The 13,407-nt window shown below is 41.1% G+C and carries 10 protein-coding genes; 2 read left to right on the plus strand and 8 right to left on the minus strand.

The genetic code is table 11. From position 1 onward, the window contains the following. Positions 1 to 95: 95 nt before the first annotated feature. The 4 genes from ACM0OZ_RS13900 to ACM0OZ_RS13915 all read right to left on the minus strand — a co-directional run bounded on the left by ACM0OZ_RS13900 (position 96) and on the right by ACM0OZ_RS13915 (position 5,646). On the minus strand, positions 96 to 1,538 hold the full coding sequence (locus tag ACM0OZ_RS13900; protein WP_414583405.1) for a bifunctional orotidine-5'-phosphate decarboxylase/orotate phosphoribosyltransferase: 1,443 nt from the start codon (positions 1,536 to 1,538) through the stop codon (positions 96 to 98). A gap of 270 nt (positions 1,539 to 1,808) precedes the next feature. Beyond that, positions 1,809 to 2,531: a molybdopterin-dependent oxidoreductase gene (locus ACM0OZ_RS13905; RefSeq protein WP_414583406.1), complete on the minus strand. Its 723-nt coding sequence runs from the start codon at positions 2,529 to 2,531 to the stop codon at positions 1,809 to 1,811. A gap of 196 nt (positions 2,532 to 2,727) precedes the next feature. Next, positions 2,728 to 3,324: a cytochrome b/b6 domain-containing protein gene (locus ACM0OZ_RS13910; protein ID WP_414583407.1), complete on the minus strand. Its 597-nt coding sequence runs from the start codon at positions 3,322 to 3,324 to the stop codon at positions 2,728 to 2,730. Positions 3,325 to 3,678: 354 nt separating this feature from the next. After that, complete coding sequence (locus ACM0OZ_RS13915) at positions 3,679 to 5,646, minus strand: PAS domain-containing protein (protein WP_414583408.1); 1,968 nt, start codon at positions 5,644 to 5,646, stop codon at positions 3,679 to 3,681. Positions 5,647 to 6,160: 514 nt separating this feature from the next. Between ACM0OZ_RS13915 and ACM0OZ_RS13920 the strand changes: the two genes are divergently transcribed. After that, positions 6,161 to 8,128 carry an AAA-like domain-containing protein gene (locus ACM0OZ_RS13920; protein WP_414583409.1) on the plus strand — a complete coding sequence of 656 codons (1,968 nt, stop codon included), beginning with the start codon at positions 6,161 to 6,163 and terminating at the stop codon, positions 8,126 to 8,128. A 334-nt stretch (positions 8,129 to 8,462) separates the two neighbouring features. Here the strand turns inward: ACM0OZ_RS13920 and ACM0OZ_RS13925 are convergent, their stop codons facing one another. From ACM0OZ_RS13925 to nagA, 4 genes are all read right to left on the minus strand, one after another. Continuing rightward, positions 8,463 to 8,840 (minus strand): DUF423 domain-containing protein, encoded by a 378-nt coding sequence (locus ACM0OZ_RS13925; RefSeq protein ID WP_414583410.1) that lies wholly within the window; start codon positions 8,838 to 8,840, stop codon positions 8,463 to 8,465. Positions 8,841 to 8,867: 27 nt separating this feature from the next. Further along, positions 8,868 to 9,374, minus strand: coding sequence for a hypothetical protein (locus ACM0OZ_RS13930; RefSeq protein ID WP_414583411.1), 507 nt, complete (start codon positions 9,372 to 9,374; stop codon positions 8,868 to 8,870). Positions 9,375 to 9,599: 225 nt separating this feature from the next. Beyond that, positions 9,600 to 10,283, minus strand: coding sequence for a magnesium protoporphyrin IX methyltransferase (gene bchM, locus ACM0OZ_RS13935; protein WP_414583412.1), 684 nt, complete (start codon positions 10,281 to 10,283; stop codon positions 9,600 to 9,602). Positions 10,284 to 10,378: 95 nt separating this feature from the next. Then, positions 10,379 to 11,620 carry an N-acetylglucosamine-6-phosphate deacetylase gene (gene nagA, locus ACM0OZ_RS13940; protein ID WP_414583413.1) on the minus strand — a complete coding sequence of 414 codons (1,242 nt, stop codon included), beginning with the start codon at positions 11,618 to 11,620 and terminating at the stop codon, positions 10,379 to 10,381. Positions 11,621 to 12,301: 681 nt separating this feature from the next. Between nagA and purE the strand changes: the two genes are divergently transcribed. After that, a complete protein-coding gene (purE, locus tag ACM0OZ_RS13945; protein ID WP_414583414.1) occupies positions 12,302 to 12,826 on the plus strand; it encodes a 5-(carboxyamino)imidazole ribonucleotide mutase in 525 nt (174 codons plus the stop codon). The last annotated feature ends 581 nt before the right edge of the window (positions 12,827 to 13,407 follow it).

Genomic DNA, 13,407 nt, shown 5'->3' on the forward strand with positions numbered 1-13,407 from the left:
TATAGAAAGAGCGTATCACCAACATCCACCGCAAGGGAGAACAACACAGGGGGAGTAAGACAGAACTGTCGGATTACTACAGGCAAAACATCGTACTACACATTTGATTGTTCACTCAAAGCAGAAAATTGCTCTTCATTAATTCGTCCGGCTTGATACAGGGTTTCTGTGATTTCCGACATCGTTAAAACAGAATGACCCCGATAACCATTTTCTTGTAACCGATTTTTTACCCCTTGTTCATGGTCGATAAAAACCACGATGTCATTAACATTTAATCCCACAGATTTTAACTTTCCTGCTCCTTCCATTACACTTTTACCACTGATGAGAATATCATCAACTACCACAACCGTCTCTCCAGGAGAAAACTCACCCTCAATTAACCTTCGAGTTCCATGTGCTTTCACTTCTTTACGAGGGAAAATCATGGGACAATTGAGACGTAAGGCTAAACCAGTTGCTGTAGGTAAAGAGCCGTAGGGGATACCTGCGACTCTATCAAATTCTAAGCTTTTCAAAATATCCTCATAAGCATTAAGAACTTGATTGAAAACTTGCGGATTAGAAATGATTTTCCGTAAATCGACATAATAAGGAAATGTGGCACCTGATGCTTGCACATAGTTCCCAAACATAATGCAACTAATATCATAAAGTTGCAGAATCAAATCTTGTAGCGGGTGTTGGTCTAAAAAACAAACATCAGGTAACCATAAAGAACAACTCGAAGCATCATAAATAATTTCAGTTTTTGCTTGATTCACTTCTGCTTGCAAAGACTGAACTTGCTCAGACAAATCTTCCTGTGTCAACATATCTTGAGGAACAGGAATCAGCAGACCATCACCGTTAGCATTCAGACCAGCTGCTAAAATTTTGGAAAGGTTGTTACCCTCTGCCCAGATGCTACGAGCCATAATAATTCGTTCGGGAGAAACTGCACGAATACGAGCCAAAATATCAGGATTCGTAGTTCCCACTTCTAAACCCAGTTGTTCTGGAGTTCCCCAATTTTTTGATTCCTTGACAACTTGCAAATAAAGGGGTGATTCAATGGAAGGATATTGCTGTAAAGTGACAGCAGTAGGATTAGAAGTACAGCACAAAATAAAAACAGCCTTATCTGGGTAAACCAAAAAAGGGGCTACATGGTCTTGTCCTATATAGGGACTCAAAGTTATAGCATCTACATTCCATTGAGCAAACACAGTCTGAGCAAAAATAGTACTTGTGTTTAAATCACTATGTTTGGCATCTAAAATAATCGGAATATGAGGGGGGATAGCTGCTAGAGTTCGTTGCAGTAATTCTATACCTGGAGCACCTAAAGCTTCATAAAATCCAAGTGTAGGTTTATAGGCACAGACTTTATCGGCTGTTTCAGAAATCATAAATTGTAACCAATCCCACAAGCCCGAAATGATATCTTGAGATTTGTAGCGGGCGGGTATCATTTCTGGATTAGGGTCTAACCCTACAAATAGTAAACTTTGATTTTGTGAAATTGCCTGATTTAACTTATCAAAAAAGTTCATAATATTTGCTAAAACAATAAACAAATAAATAAAAAAAATTATAATTTGTAAATATTTATAGCGGTTTCCAGTCTACTAAGGTATGAATTTATCTGTGTTTCATAAGTAGTTAATTACTTATTTGCTCAGAGCTTGCACCCAACACGAGCCAGAGGCTCTAATATCTCGTTACCAGGTTGAACCTGGTAACGAGGGTTTGGAGGCTTCGCCTCCTGGGTCAGAAAACGCTGTTTTGAATTTTGAATGAGCGAATTTTGAATGAGCGAATTTTTAAAGTCCTGCAAACCATTCATAACCTTGGTCTTCCCAATAGCCTCTAAAAAGGGACAATTGACTTACAAGGGTAATTTGAGTTACCCACTTACTTTGCTTATATCCAAGTTTAACGGGAGAAGCTAAACGCAAGGGCGCACCATTTTCTACTGGCAAAGGTTCACCGTTTTTCTGATAAACTAATAAAGTTTGGGGATGCAAACTTGAAGCAATATCCCAGCTTGAATAGTAACCATCAGCGGATTTAAAGTAAGCATATCGGATATTTGCTTTAGGCTGGGCAAGAGCAACAATTTCTCGTAGACGAACGCCTCCCCATTGTACAATTGCCGCCCAACCTTCCACACAAACATGGCGAATAATCATGGATGTTAAAGGCAAAGATTGAATTTCTGCTAAACTTAAGCTCACAGGATTATTGACCTCACCGTCAATAATTAAACGATACTTTGCTGGGTCAATAATTGGAGTATTCCTGAAGCTATTAATTAGCAAAGCTTCTGGTTCAATCTCACTGGCAGAGAATTCTGGCACGGGTTTTTGTGGGTTAAGTATGAAAGCTTCAAGCTTCTGATTGAGTGGTTCAGAAAGTTTGCCCACAACATCTTCAAATATTGGTGTACCACATCCACCAAGAAGAATACTCATGCTAGAGAGTCCAGAAAGTTTTATAAAATGACGGCGTGATAATTGAGGACGATTTACACGAATGAAATTCATATTCTAGTTAAGTAAGCGGACATAATTAAACGTAGGATGTGTTAGGCGCAGCCGCAGGGCATCAATTCCTTGAGCAGCATGGGTTACGCTATCGCGCTTCCCATCCTACTACGATGGTTAATTTTAATTCCACAAACCTACTTATTAGTCATTAGTTATTCTCCTTCCAATCCCCCGCTCCTGTTCTACCGTTCGTTTACCAAAACATTGATTCAGTTAACTCCTCACCTCCAGCGTTACGTCCTAACAAAAAGTGAGCTACGACAAATAAAATAACCATCGGTACCGAAGAAAAGTGAACGATTCGCAGTGCTTGCCAACTGCCAAACATATCCACAATCCAAGAAAACTGTGCAGGTTTGTACATTCCTATACCTGTGAATATAGCCAGCAGTAAAATTGGAATAATAGCTGTATAGACGATACGGTGCCAAGCATAAATGAGGCGTTTTGAATTTTTACTTTTTTGCAATGCTTTAAGGTCATTGACACCTACAAATCGATGTTGCCAGCGCCGACTGAGTAAAATATAAATGCCATACCACAAAAGATTAAGCGAAAATAGCCACATAGCAGCAAAATGCCAGTGTCTACCCCCAGCGAGCCAACCTCCTAAAGTAAATATAGGGGGAATGTGCAAACCTGCTCGTCCACCAAAAACAGGATTGGCGTTGTAAATTTGCAATCCACTGGTGAGCATAATAAACAAACTAATGATGTTCATCCAGTGGAAAATCTTGGCTCCTATTGCTTGAGTTGGAAATTTGCGACTTTTATGGGGAATCGAAGTCATAGATAAGCTTGTCCATATCTAGCTTAGAGGTCATTTATAAAGTAAATATTAAGTAGGGTGTCCTGCGGCTATGTAAGGATTTGAGCGTCTTGTGAGAGTAGGAATGAGCCGTAACGCACCACTGTTTGGCGGTGCCGTACTTTCGGCTTTAACGCACCCTACAATTTAAGGTTTACTTTATAAAGTATCTCTTATACATCTCGGTTGAGAGGGTTGCAAGGTATTGCAACCCTACATTTTACACCTTATACCAATTCTCTATAAATTTGCACGTAATAAATATTCCTCTGTTCCTTGTCGTTCTTGGGTTCTTGGCGGTAGCCTGTGCTTTGCGCTAACGCGATCGCCTAAAAGCTACCGTGTTTGATGATATCGGTGTAGTGCTTTGATATTCATCTCGATCACAAACTCTGTACCTTTACCTAACTGAGAATAACACTGCAGCTTACCCTGATGTCTTTCGACAATTATTTGTTGGCTGATTGATAGTCCCAGTCCCTTACCTTTGCTTTTTGGTTTGGTTGTAAATAAAGGTTCAAAGATATGTCTTTGAATGTGGGGGAGAATACCTTTACCGTTATCAGAAATGCGAATCACAACTTTGTGTTGTTTCAATGGTTGTTGATCATATTTTCTTACTAATGATAGATGGCTTTGAACAACTTCTGTATGAACCCAAATTTTGGGAGTGAAAGAGTCATCGTATTTCAACCTTTCTTCTATGGCATCAATGGCATTAGTTAAAATATTCATAAACACCTGATTTAGCTCATCAGGATAGCACTCCACTAACGGCAACTCCCCAAATTCTTTAATGACCTCAATTTGTGGTCTATCTGGCTGTTCTTTGAGGCGATGCTGCAAAATCCTCAAAACATGGCTAAGTCCTTGATGCAGATTAGCTTTTCTCATTTGACCATCGTCAAAATTTGAAAAACTTTGTAAGGCAAAAACAATTTCTTTCATGCGCTCAGATCCTGCTCGCATTGACCACAACAATTTCAAAAAGTCTGTTTTAATAAAATCGAGGTCGAGGCGTTGAAGCTGTGAGGTAATAACTGGTACAGGATTGGGATAGTAGTATTGGTAAAGTTCTAAAAGCCGGATTAATTCTTCAGCGTAATCGCTAGCAGAATACAAGGTGGCGTGAATGAAGTGAGTGGGGTGATAAATTTCGTTAGTGACTTCTGCCACAACTTGACCGAGATTAGCCATTTTGTCATTCTGCAATAACTGCTCTCGGGTATTTTTGAGTTCTTGTTGCGTATTTTCTAACTGTTGAGATTTTTTCTTTTCTTGCGCTTCAACAAATAGCCTTGAAGCAATTTCTGTTTGGATTTGTTCAAAAAGTTGGCATTGTTTGAGCGCGATCGCAATTTCTACACTCAATTGTTTAACACTCTCTATCTCCCATTCTTGCCATTGACGCAAACCGCAACAGTCATAAGTTATGAGTAGTCCCCATAAATGATTTTGACTCTCTCCTAAGCAGGAATTGAGAAGCGCTAATTGTGGATTTTGGATTGAGACGGATGGCTTGTTCTCATCCTCTTGTACTTTTAAGAGAATGGGAACAACCAAACTGGCTTTATTTTGACCTTCAACGAATGAATCAACCGGGTATGGCTCTTTGACTGACTCAAAAACTACCATACCACTTCCGTCTGGCCCAAAGCGGTAAATAACTGTTTGATCAGTTTGCAAAAACCGCTGCACTTCTTCTACAGCAGTTTGGAGTATGAGTTCCACCCCAGAAGAAGAATGGATGCGCTTGCGGACAGCATTAAGCAGTTGCTCCCGCTTTTGTTGCTGCTGTAAAGCTTCTTCTAAGCGTTTTTCCTTAGTAATATCCTGGTGCGTTCCCACCATCTGCACTGGCTTTCCAGATTCGTCCCACTGCAAAACCTTTCCCCTGTCTAAAATCCACTTCCACTCACCGGATTTACTCAACATTCTAAATTCGACTTCGTAAACTGGTGTACGCCCTTGCAGATAGTCGTTCACAACCTCACAAAGTTTGGATAAGTCTTGTGGATGTACGAGTCGCTTAAAAGATGTGTGATTGTTTTCGATTTCTTCTGCTTCATACCCCAGGATGTGCTTCCAGTGAGGGGTGTAATAAATGTTGTCACTCACCAAATTCCAATTCCACAACCCCAAACCACTGGTTGCTAACGCCTCTTGCCAATCTGCTTGCAAGCATTGACACTTTTCTAATAAGACTTGAGCTGTTTGCAGTTGCTCTTGCTTTGGGATGTTTTGGGTGCTTTGTGATGAGAGTTGTAACTCCCATTCGTTGGTAGCTGGTCCTTCGATATACATAGCTGCTGTACGATGAGGAAGATATCCTGTAGCTCTTAAGCTGTCTTAGCACCCTGAGGACAGTATAAACATGGAAAGTGTCAGGTTTGTTAACATTCTTTTAACTTTTGTGTGATTAACTCGGAAATCAATCACCTTTACCACTAATTTGAATTGAATCTAGAGAAACGTATATGGACGAATGTAACCAGTCTTTTGGTCATTAACACATTTATTAAGAAAAAATAGGCTACATTTCGTTGATTGACTGTGTAAAAATGTCTTCAAGTCAGTATATAAATCTACAAAAAGTCTAAATTCTCATACGTTATAAGATTTCTAAAAAAACTGTAACCTGAAGTAGGCATCATTTTCATATTTTCAAATAAATGTCAATACTTTTTTGTAGCTTTTTTGAACAAGACAGACTATCCTCTCTACTGAGGAGCTACATCGGGGTTATTGTAATCACTTAAAATTTTGCAAAGAAAAATTATTTCAGGAACTCTTACACAGAAGTCGGACGCAATGACTAATGACTATAGAAGAAGTCCTACTGTTACTAAAAGCAACGCTTCCCAACGCTTTAACTCCACTCCAGGAAATAGTGCTGCGCTCTACGTGGGATGGCAAAACTTATACTAGCATAGCGTCGGAAGCACACTACGGAGAAGAACGAGTTAGAAAAGTAGCTTCTCATTTATGGCAATTGCTAAGTGAAGTTTGGAAAGAACCGATAAATAAATCCAACTTCCGTCAGACATTGGAACGTCGGGGTTTGAATAGAGCGCAACAGCAGTTAATTCGCGAATTCAACCGTACAGCGATCGCCATATCCCTAGAATTTCCTTGTGGTCCAGTATCCCTAGATTCTAAATTCTACATTCCTCGTCCACCAATTGAACAGCTTGCTTACGCAGAAATAGCACAACCAGGGAGTGTTATTTGCATCAAAGCTCCTAAGAAGATGGGGAAGAGTTCCCTGATCTTACGCATTCTTGCTCACGCAGCTAATCTTGAATACAGCACCGTAAGTTTGGACTTTCAGCAAGCAGACAAAGGAGTATTTGCCAACATCGATAAATTTTTGCGCTGGTTCTGTGCCAATATTACCCGGGAGTTAGGGCTAGAACCAAAACTCAATGATTATTGGAATGAGGAAATTGGCAGTAAAGTCAGCTGCTCTTTGTACTTTCAAGAGTATTTATTGCCTTCTCTGAAAAATCCCCTTGTCTTAGTATTAAACGAGATGGATTGGGTATTTGAGTATCCAGAAATTACCGACGAGTTTCTATCATTGCTACGCTTCTGGTACGAGCAAGCCAAAGGTGTAGAAATTTGGCAAAAACTCCGTCTTGTGTTGGCTTACTCAACGGAAATTTTTCTTGTCCTCAGACTGACTCCATCTCCATTTCATATCGGATTACCACTGAAGTTACCACCGTTTACAAAAGAACAAGTGCAAGATTTGGCACAACGTCACGGACTGGACTGGACAAATGGTTCCGAAGTTGAGAGATTGATGGCAATGGTTGGAGGACATCCTTATTTAGTTCGACTGGCTTTGTATTCTCTCATGGGTAAGGGTGGGTTACAACGGGATTTGGAGCAACTGTTGCAACAAGCACCTACAGAAACAGGAATTTACAACGAGTATTTAAGACAGTATATGCTAGCACTGCGAGAGCAGCCAGAATTGGAAGCTGCTTTTGCTGAGGTCATTTTTGCGACAAGCCCTGTGAAATTAGAGCCAGTTGTTGCATATAAATTACAGAGTATGGGGCTAGTCAACTTGCAAGGCGAGTACTGTACTCCGACATATGAATTGTATCGTTTGTACTTTAGACAGCTTAAAACAAGGCAGGATGGGAACAATTCTCGTGTGAATCAGTTGGAAAAAGAAAACCAGGAATTACGCGTTCTTTCTAGTTTGGATGAACTTACTCAACTGATTAGTCGCCGCAACTTTCACACTCACTTGCAAATAGAGTGGCAAAAAGCTGCTCTTGATCGCACTCCCTTATCACTCATTTTGTGCGACATTGACTATTTCAAAATTTATAACAAGAACTACGGTAATACAGCAGGAGATGATTGTTTACGGCAAATCGCTAAGGTTATTGATAACTGCGTCAAGCGTCTGCTGGATTATAGCAGCTTCTCACAAGTCAGCACTGTTAAGAGTCCTGTATGTACCAGCGATGAACGTACTTCAGTATTAGTTGCTCGTTATGGTGGTGAAGAATTTGCCATTCTCGCTAAAACAGATGCGATGACTGCTATATCTATCGCTGAAAACATCCGCGAGCAAGTCAAAGCATTGGAAATTTCCTGCGAGTATCCTGGTATGGGTGGTCTTCCAGCTAATGTTTTAACTGTCAGTTTGGGCGTTGCTAGCATCATACCAGAATCTGAAACAGAGCCTGAGACTCTGATCAATGCTGCTGAAAAAGCGCTTATTCAAGCAAAACGGAAAGGACGCGATCGCGTTGTCCTGAAATAACTGTTATAGCGGTTTGCAACCCTTGTAATACCTATTCTCTGTAAAAAAAGCACTTAATACTTACTCTTTCACTCTTGGCGTGCTTGGCGTCTTGGCGGTAGCCTGCGGCACGCCGCTGCGCGTCTACGTTTTCTAATATTAAGTGGAGCTTCCTGGAGAATTGGTATAAGGTACACCAAAGAAATAATGAACCACAGATGGACACTCATGGGACACAGATAAATAATTACTTCATTCAATTGAGTTGCGCTATAACTGTTGCACTTTCCCAGAATTATGAATTATGAATGATTATTCTTTTTACAATTCATAATTCATAATTCATAATTTTTAACTATTTGAAACTCCAAGCGGCAAAAGCTAAAGCACCCCAACCTGCGATCAACGCTGCTCCCCCGATTGGAGCGATCGCTCCTAAAGACTTGACACCGCTCAAGCTCAAAGCATACAAGCTCCCTGAGAAAATAGTAATACCAATGATGAACAGCCAGCCACTTGCTAAAAGAATCAAGGGAGGTGACTCGATACGGCTGAGGAGTAGTGCGACGACGAGCAGTGCTAGAGCATGATACATCTGATAACGAGCGCCGATGTCAAAAATTTCTAGCGATCGCTCACTAATTTTTTCCCGCAAAGCATGGGAGCCAAAAGCACCTGCAGCTACAGATAAACCGCCTAGAATGGCTGCTAAGCTCAAAAAAATTTGCGTCATGGGGTTCAATTTCTGCCAAATTCCTCTTTAAATATAAAAATCGTAAGAGATTCCCCCTTCTTCACTTACCTTAAAGTTAGCATTGAATAATTTAGCTTGCTCATCTAGATATTGCCTGGCGGTTGCTGGTGGGAGTTGTGACTGCATTGCAAAGCTGATAAGAGTGATGCGCCCATTATTTTCTTGAATCATCTGATAAAACGTAGATTGTAGCTGATCCTTCGCTTGTGCCTTAATCGCCTTTCTCTCCTGCTGACTTTCACGGTATGCTCCCAATGCTAGCCATACTCCCAGTACTGACGTAGGAACGCCAAAAATTAGACCATTCAACGCAGCATTATCAAGTACACTGATTGCATGTTCATTACGAAAATCTTGAACAGGAATATCTAGATAATCTGCAACTGGTCTCGAACGTGGTGAAATTTCCTTCTGCATATCATTTTTCTGCATGACTGCAGAAGCTGAGAGGGACAAAAACATGAATCCGAGTGTAAGTAGCCAACCCGCAGCCAATTTCTCAGCAGTCTTCATAGTTGTTATCTTTGTGATTAAAACCTTGTCTGTGATTCTAACCTCACTTTCCTCAAGCTTCCACTCACTAGTAAAAACAGCAGCAATACAAGTTGCAATAACTTTTAACTTTCAAGTCAATTGCTCCTCTAACTGTAAGATAAAATACTTTTGTTAATAAATAAATGGAAGAAAAGCTTTAAAATCGCAGCAGAAGATAGAGCTTATCTTGCCGCGATTTTCAGCTTACTGGCGTGTTGCTTCCAATAGGCGAGAGAAATAGAAGCGCGTGCGAGTCATAGACTGGCGTTGCACAGTAAAGCCATTACTTGCCAAAATTTTCACCACATCAGCTTCACGGTGCAGATAGGCGCGAGTCGCTTTACTCGCACCTGGAAAGAAACTCCCTATTTTCTTTAACAAACTTAGGGCAAAGGTTTTCGGTGCAAAACTGAGAATCAGCCGTGACTGTGCTAAAGAACACAAATGAGAAATCATCTCATCTGCTTTTTCCTGAGGATAGTGGATGAGAACGTCCAAGCAAATCACTGTATGATAGCTACCGCTTAACGTTTCTAAATCCTGCACAGCAAATGTGGGATTTTCGCTTCCCAAGATGCTAATGGTTCTTTCTTTGGCTTCCTGTACCATTTTTTCCGAAATATCGCTGGCGTAGACCTTTGCTCCAGCTTCTGCAAGGGGTATGCTGAGACTACCCACACCACATCCAGCATCGCAGATAGATAGACTTGCTAAATTGTTATCGGCTTGGAGCCAGCCTAGTACCTTATCAACTGTTTGTTGATGTCCATTGCGAATATCTAGCTGGACTTTGTTGACTTCGCCATCACCGTAGATACGTCTCCAACGGTCAAAGCCTGTGGAATTGAAATATTCTTTAACTATCGTTTTATCGTCGGCTGCGTTCATGAAACTCAATATCTAACCATTCCAATGCTTCAAAGTACCATGTGTGCGAACCACTAAGAATATCTTTGCTTAGTTGTACGTCTTGACGGGAAATATTAAGACAACAACCGCTGCCATGAGAGTTCTTGTGTATACTCATCTAAATGCCAACGCAGTAATTGATTAGCAGCAGTACCAGAGAGAATTGCTGAGGCGGCAATCGCACTTCGTGGTGCAATGGTAGAAAGTGCGATCGCCCTTTCTACATCACATATTCCCCACTTCACTAAATTTTGCACACCTACCAATAAAGGTAAAGTCGTCCCCGATAAAGTTCCATCTGGGAGCCGTGCCGTTCCATTGTTCACTTCAATTTGCCGATTATCCCAAGGATACACCCCATCAGGCAATCCCAGAGGTGCAAGCGCATCACTGACAAGGAAAAGTTTTTGTTTGTATATCTCGTGTTGCTCTTGTTGAGAAAAAGGGTCACTGCTGGCACGTAGTAAAATTTGTAGCATTGTTGGTGAAACGTGCTGACCATCAGCAATAAAACCACACATAACATGAGGATGGACAATTGCCGCCCCCAACAATCCTGGTTCACGGTGGTGTAATGGTGGCATAGCATTAAAAGCATGAGTCACCATTGTTGCACCTTGTTCAAAAGCACGTTCCGCTTCTGTTGCTGTGGCTTGCGAATGTCCTAAACTGACAGTAATACCCAAAGAACGCAAATAGGTGATGACTTCACCAGTTGGATCTAACTCTGGTGCTAAAGTCATGACTTTCACAATATGGGCGTAATTACCCAAAACCCGCTTGACTTCCTCCAAAGTAAGAGGGAGCAGGTACTCTGCTGGATGTGCGCCACGCTTTTGAGGATTCAAAAATGGTCCTTCTAAATGCACTCCTAAAATTTTGGCACTACCTTCCCCATACAAAGAGCGGTTGGAGGTAAGCTTCATAAAATCAGAGATGACAGCAAGCGATCGCTGAATATTATCTACCGAAGTTGTCACCAAGGTAGGTAAAAAACCGTCCACTCCCACATCCCACAAAAATTCACAAATCTTTACCAATTGGTGAGAATTTTCTGCTGATAAGTCAGGAAACGCCAACCCTAACGCGCCGTTAATCTGCAAATCTACACCGCCCAGGGAAATCCAGTCACCAGCAACATCTAAGACTTGCAAGTCAATTGGCGGAACCCGCTTGAGGACTTTAGACATTGGTAGGATTTGCTCAACTATGCCCTGTGGGTTAATTGAGAGCATCTGCAAATCTAAGCTGCCGGGTACTCGAGCGTTGATAATGTCTACAGGATTACCAATCAGGCTTTGTGTTGCTTCGGTCATCACGTCAGCAAGAAGATAGTTCAATCTGACCTGATTTTAGAGGCATTGACGCACTCTCCTTTGCTACGCCACGGAGATTCTTAAAAGCTGTTCCACAGCAGGCTCAAGCCGTGCTGCTACACCTTTGTTCCTGTTTCTTAGACTCTTAACTAGAGCAGCCTCGTGACTTACTCCCCGCCAGACCGTCTCAACAAGCATTTTAGTTTTACATCCAAGAGGCGTCCCCCCTCAGATGGATTTAAATATTCTGTTTATTTGCCTTTTTCCCAGAAGCCAGTGTCGTTATCGGTTTGCTGGGCATGGAAGCGGAAGACTTTCCTACAATGGTTTCGTGTTGTAACACGCTCTATCTTTAGAGTATGTCAGAATCTGTAAATTGTCCATACAGTTAACTGCACGGTAGGCTCAAGCCTACGTAGGCGGCTTTCATCCCTTGCCGGCATGACGGGTGTGCCCGACTGAGTCGGTCACACCGTCAAGGGTTCTCAGCCTGCCGTCGTTATAGGCAGTGATAAATCAAAAATCGCGCGGATGTCAGCCACTACATACCTCTAAATGAGATGATTATCTACATGAGTGAACGGTTCCACCACTCTCAGTTCTTTACCTGTTGTGGTTGCTTCGATTAGACTTTCTCCTAAATTAAATTTTGAATTTTGAATTTTGAATTTTGAATTGCTTATGACTCCCCTTGTCGGTATTATTATGGGCAGCGATTCGGATTTGCCGACTATGCAAGGCGCGATCGCAGTTTGTGAAGAATTTGGTGTTGCCACACAGGTAGCAATTATCAGCGCCCATCGTACTCCAGAACGCATGGTGGAATATGCCAAATCTGCTCACGAACGGGGCATTAAGGTGATTATCGCTGGTGCCGGTGGCGCTGCTCATCTTCCAGGAATGGTAGCATCTTTAACCCCACTTCCTGTTATCGGTGTTCCTGTTCCTAGTCGTCACTTACAAGGAGTTGATTCATTGTATTCCATAGTACAGATGCCTGCTGGTATACCAGTGGCAACTGTTGCTATAGGTAATGCTAAAAATGCTGGGCTTTTGGCAGTACAAATTCTTGCAACCCAGCAAAGCGAATTACTCGAGAAGGTGCTGCAGTACCGTCAAAACTTGTCGGAATCAGTCATCGCAAAGCAAGCAAAACTAGAACAAGTTGGTTACGAGCAATATTTAAGGCAGATGCAATCACCATAAAAATATAAGTAAAAATATTTATATGTTTGTATAAAAATATACTAGTCTTTTTCCTGCTATAGCCATGAGCATTAGTAGTGGGTGATCTGATGTTTAAAGCTGGGTTCTTCACATCAAGATATCCATAAATAACAGCTTAGGAATATTTTTTATAAAAATTTAATAATTACATTTGACGGTTCTATATTCCTGTTGAAAGATAGCAAGAATGTAACGCGAGTACTGAATTTGAAAGTTTCAAAAAAACTGTATTAAAAACTACAGAATTTTAGTATCACAATTTTCATCATTGTATTGACTTGTTTTTATGTTTTATGCTTTTGAAGCAATGTTTATAGGTGGTTTGTCATACGCTTGAAGACTCAGAAAGGTTCAGTACAAAGCATTTCTATTCAGCACGTAGGAACAAATAAGTGAAGGTAAAAATAAGAACGTAATAGAAAACAAGACAAAATTGGTCCTGTTTGGTGGTTAACTTTTGATTTTTGTCTAAAAAGACCCATTATGCTGTTTTCAAAGACTTCTGTAGGAATGACTAGTCATCTAAAGACTATCTTGTTATGATGAGTTCACTCATTTGG

Source organism: Scytonema sp. PCC 10023 (assembly GCF_963920835.1).
In the GTDB taxonomy this organism is placed as follows: domain Bacteria; phylum Cyanobacteriota; class Cyanobacteriia; order Cyanobacteriales; family Nostocaceae; genus Kalymmatonema.